Annotated in this window: 19 protein-coding genes; all 19 read left to right on the top strand. The window is 22.4% G+C overall.

Features of this window, described 5'->3' with window-relative positions; translation table 4 throughout:
- The 19 genes from EXC65_RS02285 (at window position 1) to EXC65_RS02200 (ending at window position 23465) form a co-directional block, all read left to right on the top strand.
- Complete coding sequence (locus EXC65_RS02285) at window positions 1-1467, top strand: PTS mannitol transporter subunit IICB (protein ID WP_129719877.1); 1467 nt, start codon at window positions 1-3, stop codon at window positions 1465-1467.
- A complete protein-coding gene (locus EXC65_RS02280; RefSeq protein WP_129719876.1) occupies window positions 1454-2572 on the top strand; it encodes a mannitol-1-phosphate 5-dehydrogenase in 1119 nt (372 codons plus the stop codon). Before EXC65_RS02285 ends, EXC65_RS02280 begins: the two co-directional genes overlap by 14 nt.
- Window positions 2511-3281: a replication initiation protein gene (locus EXC65_RS02275; RefSeq protein WP_129719875.1), complete on the top strand. Its 771-nt coding sequence runs from the start codon at window positions 2511-2513 to the stop codon at window positions 3279-3281. Before EXC65_RS02280 ends, EXC65_RS02275 begins: the two co-directional genes overlap by 62 nt.
- Window positions 3282-3560: 279 nt before the next feature.
- Window positions 3561-3767 carry a hypothetical protein gene (locus tag EXC65_RS02270; protein ID WP_129719874.1) on the top strand — a complete coding sequence of 69 codons (207 nt, stop codon included), beginning with the start codon at window positions 3561-3563 and terminating at the stop codon, window positions 3765-3767.
- On the top strand, window positions 3751-4713 hold the full coding sequence (locus EXC65_RS02265; RefSeq protein WP_129719873.1) for a zincin-like metallopeptidase domain-containing protein: 963 nt from the start codon (window positions 3751-3753) through the stop codon (window positions 4711-4713). The genes EXC65_RS02270 and EXC65_RS02265 overlap by 17 nt, the downstream gene beginning before the upstream one ends.
- Window positions 4713-5015 (top strand): hypothetical protein, encoded by a 303-nt coding sequence (locus tag EXC65_RS02260; protein ID WP_129719872.1) that lies wholly within the window; start codon window positions 4713-4715, stop codon window positions 5013-5015. The genes EXC65_RS02265 and EXC65_RS02260 overlap by 1 nt, the downstream gene beginning before the upstream one ends.
- A gap of 2 nt (window positions 5016-5017) precedes the next feature.
- Window positions 5018-6187 (top strand): relaxase MobL, encoded by a 1170-nt coding sequence (mobL, locus tag EXC65_RS02255; protein WP_129719871.1) that lies wholly within the window; start codon window positions 5018-5020, stop codon window positions 6185-6187.
- A gap of 19 nt (window positions 6188-6206) precedes the next feature.
- Window positions 6207-7646 carry a DNA primase gene (dnaG, locus tag EXC65_RS02250; protein WP_129719870.1) on the top strand — a complete coding sequence of 480 codons (1440 nt, stop codon included), beginning with the start codon at window positions 6207-6209 and terminating at the stop codon, window positions 7644-7646.
- Complete coding sequence (locus EXC65_RS02245) at window positions 7636-9786, top strand: type IV secretory system conjugative DNA transfer family protein (protein WP_129719869.1); 2151 nt, start codon at window positions 7636-7638, stop codon at window positions 9784-9786. The genes dnaG and EXC65_RS02245 overlap by 11 nt, the downstream gene beginning before the upstream one ends.
- Window positions 9787-9788: 2 nt before the next feature.
- Window positions 9789-9956 (top strand): hypothetical protein, encoded by a 168-nt coding sequence (locus tag EXC65_RS04465; RefSeq protein ID WP_165001332.1) that lies wholly within the window; start codon window positions 9789-9791, stop codon window positions 9954-9956.
- Window positions 9957-10094: 138 nt separating this feature from the next.
- The gene (locus EXC65_RS02240; RefSeq protein ID WP_129719868.1) at window positions 10095-10655 is read left to right on the top strand and encodes a single-stranded DNA-binding protein; all 561 of its coding nucleotides are present in this window, start codon (window positions 10095-10097) and stop codon (window positions 10653-10655) included.
- 114 nt (window positions 10656-10769) lie between these two features.
- Complete coding sequence (locus tag EXC65_RS02235) at window positions 10770-11549, top strand: Mbov_0400 family ICE element protein (protein WP_129719867.1); 780 nt, start codon at window positions 10770-10772, stop codon at window positions 11547-11549.
- Complete coding sequence (locus EXC65_RS02230) at window positions 11509-12612, top strand: hypothetical protein (RefSeq protein WP_165001331.1); 1104 nt, start codon at window positions 11509-11511, stop codon at window positions 12610-12612. Before EXC65_RS02235 ends, EXC65_RS02230 begins: the two co-directional genes overlap by 41 nt.
- Window positions 12613-12897: 285 nt before the next feature.
- Window positions 12898-13221 (top strand): Mbov_0395 family pilin-like conjugal transfer protein, encoded by a 324-nt coding sequence (locus EXC65_RS02225; protein WP_129719865.1) that lies wholly within the window; start codon window positions 12898-12900, stop codon window positions 13219-13221.
- Between the two features lies 1 nt (window position 13222).
- Window positions 13223-14890 carry an Mbov_0396 family ICE element transmembrane protein gene (locus EXC65_RS02220; RefSeq protein WP_129719864.1) on the top strand — a complete coding sequence of 556 codons (1668 nt, stop codon included), beginning with the start codon at window positions 13223-13225 and terminating at the stop codon, window positions 14888-14890.
- Between the two features lie 4 nt (window positions 14891-14894).
- Complete coding sequence (locus EXC65_RS02215) at window positions 14895-17540, top strand: Mbov_0397 family ICE element conjugal transfer ATPase (RefSeq protein ID WP_129719863.1); 2646 nt, start codon at window positions 14895-14897, stop codon at window positions 17538-17540.
- Window positions 17533-18099, top strand: coding sequence for an Mbov_0398 family ICE element protein (locus EXC65_RS02210; protein WP_129719862.1), 567 nt, complete (start codon window positions 17533-17535; stop codon window positions 18097-18099). Before EXC65_RS02215 ends, EXC65_RS02210 begins: the two co-directional genes overlap by 8 nt.
- A complete protein-coding gene (locus EXC65_RS02205) occupies window positions 18092-22153 on the top strand; it encodes an Mbov_0399 family ICE element protein (RefSeq protein WP_129719861.1) in 4062 nt (1353 codons plus the stop codon). The genes EXC65_RS02210 and EXC65_RS02205 overlap by 8 nt, the downstream gene beginning before the upstream one ends.
- A 106-nt stretch (window positions 22154-22259) precedes the next feature.
- Window positions 22260-23465, top strand: coding sequence for an Mbov_0401 family ICE element transposase-like protein (locus EXC65_RS02200; protein WP_129719860.1), 1206 nt, complete (start codon window positions 22260-22262; stop codon window positions 23463-23465).
- Window positions 23466-23493: the final 28 nt, after the last annotated feature.

The raw sequence follows: 23493 nt of genomic DNA, 5'->3' as shown, positions 1-23493 counted from the left end.
ATGTTAACTATAAATAAAATTAAAACAAAAATTCAAAATTTAGGTTCGCTTTTATCGTCAAGTGTTTTACCTATAATTGGAATTTTTATTGCTTGAGGTTTATTAACTTCATTTTTTATTCCAACAGGATGAATTCCTAATAAAACATTATCAACAATGGTAGGAATAGGAATAACATATATTATCCCTACATTAATAGGATTTTTGTTAGGTAAAAAAATATATAATATTCGTGGTGGTGCTATAGCTGGTATTGTAGCACTTGCCACAATTGCCGCAGGGCAAACCGATGCAATAAAATACATTTTATATGAAGGTATTAATGAAGACATGTTACAGAAAAAAAGTGGTGTACCTATGTTTCTAGGTGTGATGATTTTTGCACCAATAGCTTCTTTAGTTCTTAAACATACTGAAAAACTTTGAATTCAAAAAATTAAACCAGGATTTGAAATGCTTGTAAATAATTTTTATTTAGGAATTTTAGGTTTTATTTTAGTTTTTCCTGTGTTTTATGCATCAATTTATGTAATTGGATATTTTCAATTAGGTTTGTCTAAATTTATTTTTGAAATGCAAAAATATAAACTTTATCCAATTTTAGCTATTATTATAGAACCAGCAAAAATATTATTTTTAAATAATGCAATTAATCATGGTGTTTTTACACCACTTGGTACTGCACAAGTGTTGGAAGCTGGTAAATCCACTTTATTTTTACTTGAAAGTAATCCGGGACCAGGTTTAGGAATTTTAATTACATGAATAATTTTTGGTTTTAAAAAAAATAAAGCTATTTCTTCACAAGCAGCAAGTAGTAGTGTTGTGCATTTATTTGGTGGGATTCATGAAGTTTATTTTCCATTTGTGTTATTAAGACCAATTTTAATTTTTCCTTTAATTGCAGGAGGAGCTATTGGTAACTTAATTTTTTTAATTTTTAATGCAGGAGCTATTGCACCTATCTCACCTGGATCAATAATAGCTGGATTTATTCAAATTAACAAAACATGAAGCGATGTTTTAGGTTATACTTTAGGTATAGCAGTTAGTGCAGCAGTTACAGCAGTTCTTAGTTTATTTATCTTATTGTTTTTTAGAAAAAAAGATCTATCTAAAATTTTTGAAGAAGCAACAGACAATTCAAAAGCAATGAAAAATAATTTAACTAATAAATTTTATTGTAAAAATATTGTTTTTGCTTGTGATGCAGGAATGGGTTCTTCAGCCATGGGGTCTTCCATTTTTAAAAAAACTCTTAAAGACAATGACATAAATAATATTACTGTGATTAATAAAGCAATTAATAATTTGACAAATAGTGATAAATGTATTATTACTATTAGTTCTTTAAGAGATAGAATCAAACAGAAAGTACCTAGCTCTAAAATAATAACAATCAATCAATTTTTAGACCAAAAAAAATATCAAGAAATTGTGCAAGAAATAAAAAATGAAAAAAAATAAAGTAATTCATTTTGGGGCTGGAAACATAGGTAGGGGTTTGGTTGCCTATATTTATCAACAAAATAATTATGAAATTTATTTTGTTGATACAAATTTAGACATAGTAAATAAACTCAATTTAGAAAAAAAATACAAAATAAATTATTTTAACCAAAAAAAATTTAATTTAATTAAAAATTTTAAAGCATTACACATTAGTGAAACAACAGAAATACTCAAATTAATAAATGAAATGGATATTATTTCAACTTCAATAGGAGCAGAAAATTTACATCATTTAAAGCCTTTATTTCAAAAAGCAAATTTTAAAAATAATACGAAAATCATTTGTTTTGAAAATGGTTTTAAAATTAGTGACAAATTTAAGGAAATACTAAATTTAAAAAATAAAAACATTGACTTTATTAATTCAGTAATTGATAGAATTATTCCTTTATCTACAAAACAAAACCAAATTTTAGATGTTCAAAGTGAAAAATATTTTAATGTAGTTCTAGAACAAAAAAATAACTTTCAATTAAATAAAGTTCAATTAACACAAAACATTGATTTTTTTATAATAAAAAAATTAATATTTGTTAATGCAATACATACAACATTAGGAATTGTAGCAGCAGCTAAAAAATATAAATATATACATAATGCTTTTAAAAACAAAAAAATTATTTTTTTTATAAAGAATTTTATAAAAGCAATTATTAGTGTTTTTGAAAAAGAATTTAATGCTAATACAAAAGAGTTACAAAAATATTCAAATCAAAATTTAAAACGTTTCAAAACAAAAGAATTTAATGATTTAAATATAAGATTAATTAGAAATCTAAATTCTAAATTTGCTTTAAATGAAAGATTCGGGATAATTTTTTCTTTATTTCAAAAATATAAAATTGATAATTATTATTTTAAATATATTTTTGAAAATATTTACAAAATCAAAAATTTAAATGATGAATTTTTTGCTAATTTTTTTAAAGAAAATAATGTAACTTTTTTTAAAGAAGATATAATTAAAAAATTTTTGGTAGTGTTCAATAGATGGTGGTTTGGCTACCTCGTTAGAAAGCGAGGTAGTTTTTTTGTTGAATTTAAATGAATTTGAAAATAAATTTGTACCTACTTCAATAGTCCACAAATTGTATATCCAAAAAGAGCGTCCATCTCTTGTAATGCTAAAAATATTTTTTTATAGCTGTTTTTTATACATTACAAATCATGACAAAAATAAAATTTTAAAATTTAAATTTTCAAGATTATTTTTAAAAAGTTTAAAAGTAGATCGAACTGATTTGTTGCGTCAAATTTCAAAAGCGGGTTTTGATGCTGCGTCCATTTTTTCAATTAGTCAAAAAACAGAAAACATAACTAAGAAAAAAATGCTTATTGAAAGTTTTCAATACAATGAAAAAACTAAAATGATTGAAATTGAATTCACAAAATACATAGATGATTATTTAAACCTTGGTCATTTTAAAAAGTTTAATTTATCTAATCTTGTAAAGTTTAAATCTTCGTTAAGTTTTTGATTTTTTCAAGAAATGGAAAACAGAAGCTATAGCGAAAAAATAGATACATGAATTTCTCTAAAAAATTTTGTAAATATTTTAGGAGTTAAAACTGATGCATATAAAAACTTAAGTGATTTTAAAAAATACGTCATTGATGTTGTTGTTAAAGATTATCAAAAAATAGCAAAAACAAAACTTTTGAAAATTGATGATTCATTTTACCAGATTGCAAAAAAAGGCCAAACACCTTACATTCATTTTGTTTTTGATAATTATCTCATTCAAGATGAAACAAAACTTTTTGATTAGTAGTTTTATAGCAAATGTAGTGGATCACTCGCAAAAATGTAGTGGATCACTCGCAAAAAAATGCTTTTTTTAAGGGGGTAGGGGGTTATATATCTCATTTTAGTTTAAGTTTTAAAGAATAAAACTAGAAATATTTAGAAGAAATAAAAAAGAAAAATAAAAAAAAGAAAAAGGAATTACTTATGAAAAACATTATTAATGATTTAAAAAAGTTAAATAATAATCCAACAGAAAAAATGAAAAAAGAATTTGAAAAAAAATATGGAGTGACATTTGAAGATGAAAGAATTTAATTTTGATTCCAATTACAAAAGTAAGAAAAAATGAAATGATAATGATTTAATAAATTTTGAAAAAGATTTAGATAATGCTTTTTTTGAATTTTATAAAAATCCAACATTTAAAAATGCTGAAAAATTTAAAAACTTTTTAACTTCATTTGGTTTTGAATTTGAAGAAGGTTTAAAAAATGAAAAATTTAAATAAGCTTTTAGATGAAAGGAAAAAAATTGTTGAACAAATTATCAAAAACTTAAAAACACATAATTATTTTTGAGATAAAAATTTTGTAGCAATGTATCCTTTGAATTTTGTAAGCAACAAAAACTACAATGGAACAAACATTTTAAGACTTCAACTTTTTTCTGAAATGAAAAATATTCAAGATCCAAGGTTTTTAACTTTTAAGCAAATATTAAACAGACCAAATCTTAAACTAAAAAAAGGGGCAAAAGGTTGTTCAATTGAATATTGAGGCATCAAACAATTAGATGAATCAGAAATTGAAAATAATGGAAAAAAGCAAAAAACTAATTACTTTTTTGGAAAAACGTATTATGTTTTCAATGCAAAGGATGTTGAAAATATACCTAAATACAAAAATAAATTTGTTGAAGTTTCTAGCGATAAAAGAGTAGATTATTTAATCGAAAATTTGTCTAAAGCTTTAGAATTAAAAGTATACGACAATGTTTTAACTGAAACTCCACATTTTTCTCCAAATCAAGACTACATCCAAATGCCAACAACTTTTGTAAGTCCTGAAGCAAAAATAGCAGTTTTTTTTCATGAATTAACACATTGAACAGGGCATAAAGATAGACTCAATAGAACTTCAATTGAATCATATAGTAAAAATATCAAAACAAGAGCTATAGAAGAATTAGTTGCTGAATTAGGGGCGATATTTTTAAATTCAAAGTTTGGTTTTCAAACTAAGAAAATTCAAGATAATAATTATGCATATATTCAAAGTTGAATTAAGATACTCGAAGATAATCCAAATGAACTATTTAAAGCAGCTAACAAAGCAAATGAAGCTGTTGAATATATTTCTCAAAAATTAGAAAAATATTTAGATACTAAAAAAAATGAAAAACAAATTATTGATAATTCAGATTTTTTAGCTCAAGACGAAGGGCTTGTACATTAATGAAAATTGAAATCACAAATTTTTTTCTTATATCTAAACAAAGTGAAAATGATTATAAACAAGTAGCCATGTTTTCAATAATTGTTAATTTTGGCACAAGACATAAATCATTTTTTGTAAAGTTAAATAAACTATCACTTTACAAAAACAAGCATGACTTTTTTGTTTTCAATCCTTTAATTGTTAAAAGTGAAAATGATAAAAAAGATTTTTATTTCAACTTTTCATGAGAAATGAGCAAATACATTTTAGAAAAAGCAAAGCAACGCTATGAAAGTGAGATTCAACTTGTTAAAAAATAAAAATGCAAAGTTCAGTTTTTAAAATAACTCGTTTTGCTAAAGGAACTAATGAATATTACAAAAAGGGAAAAGTAATTGATTACATTACAAGGCCCAGCGCTGTTTATAAATCAACAAAAACATCAAATGAAATACTTGCTCTAGTAAATGAACAAACACAATTAGAAAAAGTTTTAAATTCCTTAGTTAATGAACAAAGTTCAATTAATTCAGGTTTATTTAAAATCAAAAACAAAAAAGCTAATTTAATTGCTGTTGAAAAAGCTAAAAATATTTATAAAAAATTAAAAAAAGAACAATTAATTTGGGATGCTGTCTTGTCTTTTGAATATGAAAGAATGAAAAATGCTAATATTGTTTCACAACAAGAATATGCTGATTTTTTAGCAAGTAATTTTGAATATTTTTTAAAAAGTGAAAAATTTAATTTAAAAAATTTAGATATTTTATTTGCAATTCATACCAATACTAAACACCCACATTTTCATATTCTTTTTAGTGAGAAGATGCCTACTACATGAAATTACAAACAAAAAAAATTTAAATTTAGATCAAAAGGCTCATTAGAAATTGAAAATATTAAAAAATTTCAAAAATATTTAGACATGAAACTTTTGCACAAAAAAGATTATGAAACTCTATGAAATATCAAAAAAGAAGTTTTTGAAATTAAAACAGAAATTAAGCATGAACCAATTTTTAAAGTAATGTTTAATGAACAAAATAATTTTTATGATGACCTTCAAAAAATAAAAAAATATTACAAAAACAATAAAAAGCCTACTTTTAATTTAGCACCTAAAGAAATACAAGAATCAGTTATAGCAATTAAAGATTATTTGTTGAAAAACAATGAATTATTTTTTAAAAAGGTTAATATTTTTCAACAAAAACTTGACACACTCCAAGAATTAGAAATAGATAAAATTTTTGATGAAGAAAAAACTGAATTTATTAATAATCAACTTAATGAATTTAATAATCAACTTAATAATCAAATTTTAAAAAATGCTGCTTTTTTAAATGAAAAAATAATTGCAAAATTAAAATCTAGTAAATTTCATGAAAAAACATTACTTAAAAAAATTATTAAAAAATTAACTTGAATGCCATACAAAATATATCAAATTAAAAAATCTTTTGATAAAGGTTATGACTTAATAAATGATTAAAAAGTTATAGGTAAAAATAATGAAAATAAATCAAGATAAAAACAAAAATAATATTTTTAATTTCAGCATAGTTGATGTTGCACAAGAATTTTTTAAATTAATAAAACAAGGTTCTAACTTTAAAGTCATTTGCCCTTTTCATGGTGATAAAAATGCATCATTGATTATTTCCCCTTCCAAAAACATTTGAAAATGCTTTGGTTGTAATAAAGGCGGAAATGCAATTGAATTAGTCAAAGAATATCAAAAAATTGATACAAAACAAGCAATTGAATGACTAACAAATAAATTTCATATAATTTCATTAAAAAAACATCAATTTAAAAAACCGGAAAATGACTTTCAGACAAATGAAAAAGAAATTATCAACGTTAATTCATTGGCAACTATTTTATTTAAAGTAAATTTATTAAGTGAAATAAATGAAAATATCTTACTTAAAACATTTTTAAACAAAAGAAAATTAAATAACAATATTATTCAAAAATTTGATATTGGTTATAACTCAAATAATGCAAAGTTTAAAAATTTTTTAATTAATGTTAAAAAAATACCTAAAGATATATTAATAAATTCATCTTTATTAACCGAAAATGAAAATTCTTTTTTTATTAATAGAATTATTTTTCCAATTAAAAATGAATTTAATGAAATTGTTGGATTTGCAGGGAGAACTTTAGATAACAATAGTAATTTTCCTAAATATCTTAACTCAAAAGAAAACTCTGTATTTAGCAAAAACAAAATATTATTCAATTGATTTAATGCAAAAAATAATGAAGAAATTATTTTAACTGAAGGTTATATGGATGTTTTAGCTTTTGAAAGAAATCAAATTTATAACTCAGTTGCACTAATGGGTATAAATCTCTCAAATCATCATATCAAAATATTAAAAAATAAACAAATAACTTTAGCTTTAGATAGTGATGAAGCAGGTAAACAAGCTACTTATGAAATTATTAAAAAACTTTTTAAAAATAATTTTCAAAATATTTATGTAATTGACTTTTTAAATTTTAAAGATGCTGATGAATTTAGCATGGATAATGATTTAAAAAATGCATATCAGAAAAAATTACATTATTTAAATTGACTGAATTTAAATCATTATAAAACTGATGATCTAAAGTCTAAAAAAACTATTAATTATGCTAATGAAAAATCTATTAGCATAAGTGCAAAACTTAAATATATACAAAAAATAAAAGACTATAAAACTAATGAAACTAAAACTCTTTTTATGATACTAAAATATAAAAACGAAAAAACTTTAAAATTATTTCTTTTAAATAAAAAACAAGTTAATGCATTTTATGAACAAGTAAAGAAAAACGATGAAATCAAATTAATAATAACAAAAAAAAATAATCATACTTTTATTAGCAAAATTTTAAAAATCAACAATAAAGATTTTAGTTCAGCAAAGGAGAATGATGAATTAGTTTATGAAAGGTAAAAAAAATTTAAAATATCTTTTTATTTTTATATTATTTTGAATTCCAGTTTTTTTGTTAACTTATATTTTATTTCCTTTCTCTGAAATTAGTAGTTTAAAAAAATTTGTTGATATTTTCCCAAAATTAAAAAATTATTGAAAATTAAATATTACAAATTGAAATGTAATTTCTATAAGTTTATTATCTTCATTCATTTTTTCATTTACATTTTTATGTTTAGTATTGATATTTTTTAAATTTAAGAAAAATAAAAATAAATTTGAAAAACTTGAAGAAGGTGGGGCAAGTTTTTTATGAGATGAACCAAATAAAAAAGGTTCATTTAGCGAGTTTTCAAAAATATATTTTAAAAACTTTAAAAATCAAAAACCTGGTTGAGTTGTTAGTTATAAAAGAATAGCTTCAAAAATTAAATATTTTGTTTCAACAGAAACACATGCCAAAATTATTGGCACAACAGGTAGTGGTAAAACGCAGAGATTTATCATTCCAAGTGCTAAATATAACATAAATATTAAAAACACTGAAGTCAAACCAAATATTGTTTTAATCGACCCCAAAGGTGAATTATATTTAGAACTTAAAAATGATTTAGATAAAAACAATTATCAAACATTTACTTTAGATTTAACTAATCCATTAATTTCTGATGGTTTTAACTTTTTATCTAAAATATGAAAAACTTTTCATAATCAAAACATGAATAAGCTTGAGCGTGAATCATTAGCATTTTCATTATTAGCAGATGTAATTGAATCATTAGATGATTGAAATACAAGTGGTGATAACAAGTTTTGATCTGATAGCTCTAAAAATTGCCTAAAGATTATTGGTAAGTTTATGCTCTATTATTCAACAATTGATAAAAATTTTAAAAAACAACATTTTAATTTAGCTTCTTTTAATCAGTTTTTATCTTACAAAGAATTTTCAAAAGGTAAATGAATTAACATTTTGCAAAATTCTCAAAGTCAAGAAATAAAAAATTTCTTTTTATCAGAAGTTAAACCATTAATTGAAAATAATGATCGTACATTAACAAGTCAACTTTCAGGCGCTGTAAATGCTATTGTTAAATTTAATAATGATTTAGCTATTAAATCTTGAAGTTGTAGACATAATATTGAAATTGAAAAAATTATTTTAGATTCACATTTAGATAATGGTAAACCTTTTGCTATTTTTATTAAATTTCCTGATCATAAAAAAGATAGACATCGCTATATTTCTATTTTGATTGATCAAATTTATCAAACAGCAATTGATATTGCTAATGCTTCAAAAAATCAAAAACTTAAAAGAACACTTTTATTTTTTGGTGATGAGTTTGGTAATTTGCCTGTTATTAAAGATTTTGACAATAAAGTTACTATTGCGAGAAGTAGAAATATTTTCTTTTCAATTGTTTTGCAAGATTTAAACCAATTAGCTAAATATAAAAATGATAAAAAAATAATTGAAAACAATACTAACTTAACTATTTTTTTAAATTCTTCTGATCATGAAACATTAAAAAAAACATCTGAAATTTTAGGTCAAAGCAATGTTGTTAAAACATCATTTTCAAATTCTAAAAATGATAAAAGTAAAAGTTCAACTGATTCATTGTCAAATAAACCATTAGTTTCAATTGAAGAATTAAAAAATATTTCACCTAAAGTTCATTTAATAATTCAATCTGGAATTAAACCTTCTAGAGTTAACTCAACATATGCATATGATGTTTGAAACACTAAATCAAATGAAATAGAAAAAAAAGAAATAAGAATTTTTAATGAAAAAGATTATTTTTATTTATTTACAGAAATTGCAAAAAATGATACTAAAGATAAAAACCTCAACAAAGAATTACTAGAAATAATAGAAAAAGAAAAAAAAGATGAATTGGATGAAATGCTTTTAAAAACAATTAGAACAATAAAAGGAGAAAAAGAAGATAATAATAATTTTGAACAAGAGGAAGAATTTGATGTAGAAGATTTAGATGAAATGGAATTTATGGACAAAGAAAAAAATGATAAAGTAAACAATAAAACAAAACAACTTGCTTATTTAGAAGCAAAACTAAAAAGCGGAATGCTAGATAACGAAGAATATAAAATCATAGAAAAGAAAATAAAATTTTTAAAAGGTAGTTAAAAATGGAAGATATAAATTTTATAGAAACAAAAAAATGCTCTTATTGTGATGAAAAAAATTGTGAAACAATAATTGAATTATCTAAAAAAGAAAAATATTATGGGAGAGAATGCCAACCCAAAACATTTAACACATTGCCAAAAAAAATTCAAAAAATATTTGATATTTAAAAAAACAAAAAAACATAAATTAGAATATGAAAAAAAATTATCTAATCAATGAGAAATTACAAAATAAAAATAAGAAAAAATTAGCATAAAAAAGACCTATTTTTTTCTTATTAAATAACTATATATATAGGGAGATATATGAACAAAGTTTTTTTAGCCGGCAGAATTGCCAATGATTTTAAGTTAATGACAAGTGCAAATAATAATTATTACACTTGAATAACACTTGCTGTAAGAAGAAACTATAAATCGAATGAAGGTAATGAAATTACCGATTTTATACCTTTTGTTGCTTGAAATAAAACAGCAGAAATATTAAATAAATATGCAATGAAAGGAGTGAAAATTTTTCTTGAAGCAAATTTAAATGTTGTAGAAGAAGTTATTAAAAATAAAAAAACTTTTTCATTTATGCTTCAAGCTAAAGCAATTGAACTTTTAGAAACAAAAGAACAAATTGAAAATAGAAAAAATAAGAATAATTTAAATACTACTTATTGTGATTGAACTACAAATGAAGAATTAATAAAAAAAATTGAAGATCCAATTGAAGAAACAAATTCTGAACCTAAAAAAGAAGAAACAAATAAAAGTAGTATTGAGCATTTATTTGGAACAAAATATCCAAAAGACATCAATGAAAATACTTATAAAACATTTAATTATGATGTTGATGAAATATTTAAAAATAATAAATAAAATCTAAAAAGATTAACAAACAAGGAGGTATAAAAAATAAAAAAATAGCATAAAAAATAATGTTTTAAATAAATTGTGGTATAATTTATTAAAATAAATTATAGGAGTTAAAAAATGAGTACAAATTTACCTAAAATGAAACCAATGTTTACAAAAAATACTAAATATGAAATTACTTTTGATCGTTTTGAAGGTCCAATCAAACATAGACCTATTGTTATATTTAGAGATGAATATGCAGAAATTACTGAAGATGGGAAAATTATAGAAAAATATTATTATATTAAAGCTAGAAGTGCACATGATGAAAATGGTAATAGAAAAAAAGCTAACAAGGGTGAAATTTTTTTAGAAAAAGCTACAATAGGATTATTAACAAATGATTCTTATGTTGATACAACGCAAATTTATTCAATTAAAAAAGAAGAATTAAACAATATAGTAGATAGAAAAAATGTTATTTTTGCTAGTACAAATGATTTAACAAAATATCAAATAGACAAAATTTATAGAAGTGTTCTTGAGAATTTAACCCAAGAGCCACCATATGTTTCATTTATGGATGTTAAACTAAATAACAAAACAAATGCTTTTGTTGGGGAGTTAAAATATAGTCATGAATATTTTTTAGATCAAGATTACTTTGAAAGTTCCAGAAAAGATAAGAAAAAATTCATGGCTAACATTTTAAACAAAAAAAATTTAATTGAAGAAACATTAATTGAATTAAGAAACCTTAAAAATGGTGTGCGAGAAGAATTTTTAGATCTTTTAAGGGAATGATCTTATGAGAGGAAGTTAAAAAAAGAAAAAATAGAGCAAAAAAGATTACAAAACATAGGAGATGAAAAAAATGAAGAATTTGAAAAAGAAGGTGATGATTTCACACGTTAAAAAATTTTTTTTATTTTGCAATTTATTAGTAATACCCACTGTTTTTGTTTTATTATCTAGTTCGTGTTGAAAAGGTTTACTTAAAGAACCAAATAAAAGTTCTGAAAATATTGAAAACACTCCACCTTCTAGTCCGCCATCTTCTGTTACTCCAGAACCAAAAACTCCTACTGCTAAAGTTCAAAATCAATATTTAACTGAAGAAATGCCAATTCCTGATTTTTATGTATATGAAACATTAGAGAAAAATTGGGAATGGGCAAAAGAATTAGAAAATATTGTTAATAAAAATAATCCAACATTATCTAAAGAAGAAAGAATTTCTAAAATAGTTGAAATTTATAAAAAAGCATTAGATAAAATAGGATATGAAATTTCAGATAAAAAAACAAACACCATTTTTGAAAAAATAGATTCAGACTTAGATAAAATCTCTAAAAATGGACTTGAAAAAGATACAAAATATGCGTTCCAATTAATATCTAATAAAAATAGACTTTTTGATGATGGTTATCTTTCTACTATTTTAGATGAAAACGATAAAAGTTGATGATTATCAATTTATGCTGATGGTGCATTATATTGAAAAACTAGTCCTATCATTTTTTCTATTATTAGAAATTATATTAAATTAAAAATAATATTTTATGAAGAAATAAGAGGCAGTTATAGAGATGATATACTTGAAAAATTAAAAAATAATAAGAATCTAGAAAATATTTTTCAACAACTAAACCAAAGTGTCTCAGCATATATAGATCCTATCAATCATTATTCATATAATGAGCAATATGTTTTTTCAAATTTTAGTCCTTTTTACAAAAAACTTTACATAGAATTAATCAATTGATATAACAAAGAAATAGCTCCGCTCCAAATTAAACTTGGTTTAAAAACAAATAATCCTTTAACTAAGTGACAATACGACGAACACGTTACTAAATACTTTTATCCTTTAATCAATACCACAATTAAAACTAATTACACTACTTCAGAAATAGATGCTTTTTATGAAGAATGAGAACGTAAAAACTCTATTAAATATAGCTGAAGAATTTATTAAAAAACATTATTTTTATATGCTAACAAATTAAGATGTAAATCTTGTTGTTAGTTTTTTTATTTATTTATTTTTATGTATCAAAGTTTTGTTTTAGTTGTACCAATATTTTTCTTAATCAATTCACTTATTTATTACTTTAAAAAAATTAAAAAAAATAAAAGTATATATACAAAAAAACAACTTTATAAAAAACTTTACATTTTATTAGCTATTAACTCTATTGCCTGAGTTTTAGCTATAGCGCATTTATTAAATTTAATATAAAACATTTAGGAGAAAAAAAATATGAAATTTTTACAATATTTAAACGATACAACAACAGGTGGTTTTAACACACCAAGTGGTAAAGCGCCCGAAGTTATTAAAACACTTGCTGAAGAAGCTAGTAATTGAATTTATTATTTTTTAACTATTTCAATTCCAGTTGTAGCTATTATATTTATTTCAGCAATAGTTATATTTTCAACATTAATGAGTACATCAACAGATCAAGAAAAAAGATCATTTTATAAAAAATCACTCAAAATTGTATTAATAAGTCTTGTAATTGTGATTGTTGCTATAGCATCTATTCCAATTGTCTTAGCTAAAATTGGTGGTTTAATTTAAAATGATTTTTGATGGAATTATAAATGGCATTGTCTATGGTGTATTTTCTATTTTTTGGTACATACTAGTTTGATTTCCTTATACAATATTAAAAATTACATTTTCAACATTTCAATATTTAGGTTTTCCAATAGTTAAAAAAATATTGTTTGGTTCTGAAAATCAAAATGAAAATTGAAAAAATGTACCAACTAGTTATTGAGCTATGGGTATTATTGCAATTGTTTTATTAATTGTAGTTATGATTGCAGTTATTTTTAAATTTATTGCTAAGCATCGACATAACAATGAAGAAAGTAATGTTTTAATAAAAGCATTAAAAAAATTATTACCTTCAATATCTTTATTGGTTTTAATCCCTTTTTTAACTTTTGCTTTTATTATAATTTTACAAATTTTTTTAGATCTGCTTTTTATTGCTATCAATGGTCAAAAAATAGGTTTAGCTGAATCTTTATTTATTTCTAATAAACCTGACAAAATAGAGTCGCAAACTTGAAGTGAAATAGCAACAACTAAAAAACCTTTTTCAGTTATAAGCATAAATACTTATTCTACTTTTAATTGAGGTGAAGGTGTTCAAACCATTATTTTTCTTTCAATCTCTGGAATTTTAATTCTTTATGGAATGATAAAACTATTATTTGTTTACGCTGTTAAAATTGTTGAAATATTTTGGCTTTTTATTTCAAGTCCTATTTTTAGTGTTTGAAGTATTTATGATAATGGAGAAAAATTTAAAACTTGAAAAAATATTTATTTAGGTAAATTTTTTATGCTTTTATATTATCAAGTTGCCTTAGGTCTTTTAATGATTTGAATTGGTGTTGTAAATAATTTGAATAATATTTTTGAAATAGAAGCAAATTCAAAAATACTAAGTTGACTTTTGCATTTAGCTCTAGTTTGAGCAGGGGCAATAACAATTCATAGTTTATCTGCAGAAATTGCCCAAATGTTTGGTTCAAGCATTTCACACAATGAAGCTTCACAAATGTTTGATAAATCTGTTAAATCAGGAGCTATGCTTCTCGGTGGTGGAGCAGCTGCTGCAGGTTTTGCTTCTAAAAAATTAATTGGTGAAGATTTTCACAAAAATCAACTCAAAAAACAATTAAAAAAAGGTGACATTTCAAAACTAGGTTATAAAAATGCATTAAGAGATTTAAAAAATGAAAGAAAAGCAGAAGGACTTAGTTGAAGAGATACAAGAGATGGATTATTAGCTGGTGGTAAAACAAATAATAAACTCTACAAAACTCAAAATAAAATTGCTAAAATTGATGATCAAATCGATAAAAAACTTAATTTTATGGAAAGTGATGAATATAAAAATCTTAAACCTGAAAAACAAAAAATTCATAATGCAAAACTTGATTTATTAAATAACAAAAAAGAATACTTAAAACAAGAAAATAAACCAAGGGAAGAATGAGCAAATAAAATATCTAATTTAAATCCTGTAAAATCTCAAACTAAAACTTCGGTGCAAAAAAGAATGACAGAAAATTTAAAAAAATATGACTTAACACAAAGTGAAATATCTAAAGCATATAAAGAATTTGAAACCTCTCAAAATGATTATAAAGATGCCAAAAAAGAAAATAACAAAATTAAAATGCAAAACTTTAAACAAGCGATAAAAAATAAGTTTAAAAAAGGAGAATAATTAAATGAAATTACAAAATAAAAGAATTAAAAACAAAGGTTTAAAACTTTGAAAATTTATAACACTAAATGATGTCCCGGTTCTTTTAGCTATTTTTCTTACAAGTGCTGCTATAGCTTTTTTAGGTTTAGATTTTTTAAATGTTTTTATTCAACTAATTATTTTTATTGTTTTAAATTTAATTTTATTTCCCTTAGTATTTTTTTATCCAAGTCAACAATGTAAAGGTTATGTATTTTTATATCGTTGATTTATCTTTTTAGCAAGACCTAAAAAATATAAAAGTAATAACAAAATTACTAATACTTCAGCACTAATTCCCTATAAAAAAATTAATGAAAATTTTATTGAAATTAGCGAAGGTTATTTTGGAGCTCTTGAAATAACAGGTGTAAATATATCTACTTATGATAGTGATGAAATTTCTAATTTACTTGATCGTTTTGCCAAAACACTTAATTTAGTTACAAATAAAATTTCTATTGTCAAATTACCTAAAAAACAAAACTTAAGTAAAAATCTTGAATTTTTAAAAACTAATTTTCAAAATCAAAATAACACTATTTCAAATGAATTATACAAATCATATGAAGAAGATATTGAAAATATTTTTAATGAAAGAACAAAAGATCACTATTATATTATTGTTTTTGACACCAAAATCGAAAAACTTAAAAAACAATTTAATTTAATAAGTCAAAATCTTTTTCATTCTAAATTAGAAAATAAACAATTAACATTAAAACAATTGTTAAATTTAACTATAGAAATCATTAATCCTGCTGCAAAATTTAGTGATGAGGAAATTCAAAAAATTTTGAAATCTAAAAATATTGAAAACTTTTTTAAACAACAAAACATTAAATTTAAAGCTAGTCATTTTAACATTAATGATTATTGATTTTCAACACAAACAATTGGTGAATATCCATTTAAGCTTGAAGCTGGTTGAGCAAACAAATTGTTTGACTCAAATTCAGTTGTAGTTTGAAATTTAAGAAAATTATCTGAAAGTGCTAAAAAAAGACGTTTTAACAGTGCTGCTAAAAAAATTGAAAGTAATATTGAAGATGAAAAAAACCGTGTAAGTAGAAGACGTGATTCATTTGAATATCAAGCTTTAGATAATATTATTGATATAGCTTCTTCAGGGACTGAAGAAATTTTTGAATCTGACTTTATTTTTTTTAATCGAGCATTATCAAAAAAAGAATTAAATTACATTGAAGAAGTTAATAAAAATAATTGTATAGTTTTAGGGGCTAAAATTAATAATTTAACTTTTAGACAATTTGAAGGTTTAAGTAGTGTTTATTTTAAAATGTTTGATTCAACCAAAGATCAAACTGAAATAATTTCTTCAAACATCGCATATGGTTGACCATTTGCTAATGCTCATTTAAATGATGGAAATTATCATCTTCTAGGGACACACTTTATAAATAATGAACCATTATTTTTTGATCAATTTAAAAATGATGATCATAGAAAAAATAACAATATGTTCATTTTAGGAACTTCAGGTTCAGGAAAATCAACTTTAACAAACAAAATCATCACTTATCAATATTCATTGGGCAATCAAATCATTTTAATTGATCCTCAAAATGAATATGCAACTTTAGGTCAAAAATTAAATGCATCAATTATAAATATTGGTTCAGGTTCAGATACAACCTTTAACCCTTTACAAATTAGAAAAAATTTTAACCCTAAAACTTCAGAAGAATCAAACAATGCCCAAGGCACTTTTGACAATCAAGAAATTATGATGTTGCATGAACAAAATTTAGAAAAGTTTTTTGAAACTATTTTTCCAACTTTAACTTCGAGAATGCTTAGAGGTTTGGGTAGAGGTTGAAGAAATTTATATCGTAAATTTAATATTTCAATAAATCGTAATTTTGATATCAGTGCTTATGCTAATGAACATTATCCAACTATTGATGATTTAATATTAGAAATAAAAACTTCTAATTTTACAACGTTAGAAGAAAATGAAAAATTAGATTTAATTGATCTACTGGATTATGAATTCGGAAAGAATGGAAAACTTAGACAACTTTATAATGGAAAAACAAATTTTGAAATCTCAAATAAATTTACTATTTTTAATGTTGCTCCACTATTAGAATCTGCATCACTAAAAATTGTTCAAGCTGGTTTTTTCTTAATGATGTCGTTTATTCAAGGTCAAATTTCAAATAACATTAATAAAAAACAAAAAATTCTTTTCATTGTTGATGAAGCACATAAATTTATTGATGAAAAAAATACTTATGCTTTAGACATTATGAATACAACATGAAAAACTATTAGAAAATTTAATGGAGCTGCAATAGCTACAACACAAAATCCTCGTGATTTTTCAGTATCAGGAGAAGCCAAAAGAAAATCTGAAGCTATTGTTGATAATTCTCAATATGCTGTTATTCATAATTTAACTTCGAAAGATATTGATATTGTTGATGATTTATATAAAAATTCAGGTGGTTTAACTTCTGAAGAAAAAAAATTTATTGCTAATGCAAAAATTGGTGAGTTTCTTTTTGGACTAACATCTAATCAAAGATTTTTAGTTGATAGCTATTTTAATGATTTGGAAAAAAAACTATATTTCAAACAAGGAGATAAAAAAAATTATGATTAAAGAAAGAGAAGCAAGATTTAGTGGTTATTTTGGTGAAAAAAGTGATATCCAAACTTTTAATTTATGAAAGCAAAACATCCTTGATAAAGGTTTATCTTTAAATCAAACTATTTGTGAAATAATAATAACTCATATTAAAAAAGAACAAGAAAAACAAATTATAAGGTCAATTAAAGATGATTTATTTTATGCAATTAGAAAAGCTATTTTCGCTTCTATGTCAAGTGTCTACAAAGAATTTCAAATAAGAAAAACAGATGAAAATTTTAAAAATAAAATTTTAAATTCAAAACTTGATTTAATATCAAATATCCTTTTTAAAAATATAGATATAAATGATGAAATTTTTGATGAACCTTCTCCTAAAGCTTTGAATGAAAGTTTGTATTTCATTCAAAAAGCAAAAAATGATGAAAAAACACTAAAATTCTTAAATGAAACCTTAACTAAAAATGCAAATAAAACTGAAAAAATATTTGATAGGTTTAGCAAAGGCGATATTTTTGATGAAATTCATGAAGAAAAACTAAAGAAAGAAATAAGAAATAAAAATGAATAAAAATATTAAAAAAACATTGTTGATTTTAACTGGTTTTTCTAGTGTTGTTTCACCATTTGCTATAGCTTTGAGTTTCAAAACTAATCATCAAAAAATCACAGTGCCATCAATATCAAACAAAACAACATTTAACAAAGAATTTAATATAAAACTTAGTGACTACCAATTAACAAAATTTAGTGGCTACATTTCGGGTGGAGAAAATTATTTAATAAATACACTTGTACCTACTTTTACTTATAAAACTAAAGATCAAAATGATGTTATTAAAAAAGCATCTATAACATATACGCAACATCGAGCTATTGGTTATAATAATGGTTATTGATTTGCTTATAATGATGCAAATAATGAGTGACTTGGTGCTGATGTAAAACTAAATAAGCTTTGAGATTATAATTATCATGAAAACCCTACAAAACTAAAAAGCTATTGATATAGTGTTGATTGAAATAAAAAAAATTTAGATGATGGATCATTTGCAAAACATGATTTTTCAAATATTTCTTGATCCATTGATAATAAAAAAGAACTAGAAAATTGAATTGATAATTTAGATATTAAACTTAAAAATGTTACAGATATCTATAGATCTAATGATGAGCAATATATATCTGAAACTAAAAATAGCTATTTTTATTCTAACCCTTCTATATTAAAAAATATAAAAAGTGAAATTAAAAACAATATTATTAAAAAATATAATGACGAAATTCACAACAAACATAATACAGGTGATTTCAGAATTAAAAATCTAAAAATTAAAAATTTAAAATTAGAAGTAAAATTTAAAATGGATTTTGGTAAAACAACAAGAGTTGAAACATCAGGTGGCGAATGCTATGGTTATTATTCTTCTTATTGTGAACCTTCAGTCACAAAAGAAGTTACAATAACAGATACTCTTTTACTAGGTGATAAAATAACTGAATTTAAAGTTAAAGTTAATTTTAATTTTGAATATGAATATGAAAATGTTGCAAATAAAAATTATGCTCAAAAACTTGATGATTATTTACATAAAATTAAAAGCCAATTTAATAATAGTTTTGCAAAAACAAATAATACAATTAAATCTTTGAGTGATGTTTATCCAACTGATGGTTTATATACTAAAGCTAATAAAAGTTTAAATTTAAAAAATACACAAGCTTTTTTTGATTTAAAAATAACTAAATGAACTGAAAAAAATATTTTGAATAAATATCAAGAAAAAATTGTTTACAATGTTAAAAATTCCAATGATAAAAAAAATTCAATCGTTGATTTTTATTTAGAATTTAAAAATAATTTAAGTCAAAAAAAAGAATATTTTACTTTAGCTTTAAATGTTGAAATTAATTTTGAATTAACTGATAAAGCAAAAAAACTAAGTTTAAAAAATAGAATTATAGTAAAACCATCAAAATATTTAGATTTAACTAATGTATATAATGGGCAGCTTGTTGATGACAAACCCAAAGAAATTATTAAAGGACATCCTAGTAAAAATATAGATAATGTTTTAGTTGAATATGGTGGTGAATGGGAATACAATTCTTTAGCTACAGTTATGTTCAACACACAAAAACAAGAGAATGAAATTCTTTTTATTAATGGTCAAAAAGTTGATGTTTTAGATAGGTACTTTCAATATAATTTAGAAGATTTAAGATCTGATGCAAAAGATGATAACACTAATAGTAATCAAGCTAAAAACGCAAACAAATACCGAGTTGAAGTTGTACAATATGATAAAAAAAATATTAATGCTGAAAATATAAAACCTATTCAAAAATATTACATTGATATTGTAATAAATTCAGTTAATCCTAAATTAGAAGCGCAATGGTTTGCTTGAGATCCAGATAACAATCCAAAGCAAAAAAGTATAATAACCGAATTTTTGATTGATAAATCAACAAATGATTTTGTAAGAGATAATAATGGTGAAAAAATTAAAAACCCTGATTACGATCCACTTGTTGATCGTAAAACTGGAACTAAAAAACAACTAGTTTGAGTTGATTTTGAAAATCAAAATAATAAACTTCCTAATGATACAAGGTTTCTCCAAGATCCTCTAGGCATAGAAAAAAAGCTTATTCCAGTTTCACAATATAAATGAGGTTTTATTGCTGAAGCTTCTTTAGTTGGAAAAGGGGTAAAACTCACATTAGAAAAAGCAGATAATCAAAAAACTAAAAGATTTAAAATTAATTCTAAAAATATTAATGAAGTTGAATTAATTGATGATAACGAAAATGACACCGACACTTTAAAAGAAGGTAATATAATCCAATTATCACAAGAAGAAAAAAATTATTTTTCATCTTCAGGAATTTGACTCTTTAGTTCTAGAACAGAAAAAGGTATTGATAGTTATAAAATTGTTGCAATAGGGGACAACAACCCTAAAAATTTATTTACAGAACAATTTGTAAATCAAAAAATAAGTTCTTTTTGAACAAGTCTTCCAGGTATTCATTTATTTAATTTTTTAAATATTGAAAAAAAGATGACTAAAGAACAAATAAATACTTTGATCTATGAAAATGTCATTAATTATTGAAAAGAATATGTTTCATTTAATTATCAAAACAATAAAGCTTTAGATACAATTTTTTATATTAAACCTTTAGTTAAAATTCAAGAATTAAGAAATTATGCTAAAAGTCAAACAAAAAATAATTTCATTAATAATTTAAAAACCTTAAATAAATTTTTAGCTGATTTTCAATACAAAGAATTAGTTGATAGTAACATAACAATTGATGAAAAAAACAATTTAAAATTTGTTTTTTCAATTAAAGATGATACAAGATCTTTGAATTATCAAATTGATAAATCAGCTAAAGAAATCATAATTAGTGGCCTAAAATTTAAAAACGAAGAAAAAGATTATGAAACTAAAATAGCTATCCATCCAATAGTTGATGTTGAAAAAATTAAACTTTTTGCTAAAAATACAACAAAAGCAAATTTTTTAACTAGCACTTTATGATACAAATGATATTTAAATTTTGACAATAGTGATAAATTAATAAGTAATATTGAATACAATGAAGAAACATTTGAAGAACACTTTAATATTATTATTAATTATAAACTTTTAGAAAAATATAAAAACGAATACTACTTAAATAAAAATGTTTTTAAAATTTATTTAACTTTTGATGAACTAAAAACTTTAAATGATACAAACCTAAATCAAAATAAAACAAAAAATATAAACGAAACTAATACATCTAAATTACAAGATATATTTAATGATTTAAAAATTGATGAAATTAATTTAAAAGCTATTAAAAAACAAAAGCAAGCTGAAAATTACATTATTGAAACAATTGAAAAAAATATGGATTCTAAATTTAAGTATAATGACCATTGAAAAATTACTAATTTAAGTGATGCTGTGAAAAAAGCTATTAGTAAAGTATATAAATTTAAAGATACAGAATATAAAGAATATTATTTAAATTTAGAAGTAATACAAAATAATGAAAATTTAATTGGTAAAAAAACTATAGTTTTAGTTAACTTAGTTGATAATCTCGAAGTGCCTTCAGAACAAAATTTAGCTACTCTAAAGCTTAAGACAATTAAAGCCAATATTTCTAATAAAGATAAATTAAAAGCTAAAATTATTGAAGATTTAAATAAGCAACTAAAAAACTATAATTTAAATTTTGAACAATATTTAATAATAGAAAATTGAGATAAAATATTAGAGCTTTTAACTACAGAAAATCAAATTAATAAAATCAAAGTTATTGTTAAACCTAAAAACTTTATTATGTACAATTCTGCAGAGCTAAATATTATAAATAATATGCTTAAAGCTGATGATTCAACATATGATCCCTACAGTGATCCCGGGCTTGAAGATGATGCTATTGAAAAAATAGTAAAAAATAATAAAAATCAAGCTATTTCTAAAAATATAAATAAATCTATAGATAAGAAAAAATTAATGTGAATTATTCCTTTAGCAATAGTTTTAACTATTTTAACTTTTGGAATCGTAATCTGAATATATTATCGTTTTGGTCCTGGTAAAAAAATTAAAAAATAAACCAACTTTTAGTTGGTTTTTTATTTTTGTATTATTTTTATTATTTAATAAATATTTAAAACAAAAAAATTTAATTTACAAATAATTTATTTAAAATTTATATATTATGGAAAAAATCGTGTTAAATTGAACAAGTGAAAAAGGGATAAATTCTTTTGTAAAATGAATTCAATATGAAGATGAAAAATTTCTTAATTCTGAATTAAGAAAACAGTTGGGTTATATAATACACTCAAAAAGAACAAAAAGTTTTAAGATAAAAGATGGAGAATCCGAAATACAACTAACTAAATATAAATATTATAAAAATGATAAATGAAATTATGGTTATGCACCTCATTTAATTTTTGAAAAAGGAACAATAATCACACCTGAACTAAAAAAAGCTATTTTACAAAATGTTAAAATGGGACTTAGCTATAGAAATATCGTTAAAAAATATAATAATATAATTTCAATTGGATACATTACATATTTAATGAAAAAAGTAGAAATTAAAACTACAAAACTAGATATTCATTCTAAAGAAAACAATGGTTATTTGTACATGCATATTGATGATGCATACCAAGATTTAATAGATGAAAACAATAAAAAAAGTAAGTTTAGAACTAGAGCAATGTATTTTCATTTAGTAGAAAAAAATAATAAGAAAAAAGTATTTGCAACTTCACTTTTGGTAAACACTTCCAAAACAAATACATCAAAAAAATTTGTAGATTTTACTATTAAAAGTATAAAAAAACACATTAAAGAAAATTATGATTTAAATTTAAAATTAGTGATTTATGGTGACGGTGCCAAGTATATGAAAACAATTTCTAAACATTTAAATGCAATATACATTTTAGACTGATTTCATGTAACTAAATTACTTTTAAAAACTGTGGGGTATGGTAAATATAATACTGAAAATAAAAAATATTTTGATTATTTTAGAAAAATTTCTAATATAACATTGTATAAAAAAATTAAAAATTTAATTAGAGAAAATGATAGTAAAAATGCAATTTTTATTTTAAAAAATGTTGTAAAAAAATTATGAAATATTAAACTAAATTCAATTAAAAAACGAAATATACCAAATAAAGTTTTAGAAATTTACAAGTTTATTCAATATTTAATTTTTAATAAAAAAGCATTAAATTTTTACAATCAAGTCATGGATATTGGTAGCAAAACAGAAACGATGATTTCACATTTTATCAAAAAAAATACTACTAAAAAATTTGCAATTTTTAGTCTAGATGTGTTTAAAAAATTAATTTTTCTAAATCAAAAAAACACTAAATCAGTTAAATTTATAAACTAAATTTTTAAGCAAAAAAAATGCTTTTATT

Origin of the sequence: Mesomycoplasma neurolyticum, from assembly GCF_900660485.1 — a bacterium.
Lineage (GTDB): Bacteria > Bacillota_I > Bacilli_A > Mycoplasmatales > Metamycoplasmataceae > Mesomycoplasma_A > Mesomycoplasma_A neurolyticum.
This window is presented reverse-complemented; position numbering and strand designations above follow the sequence as displayed.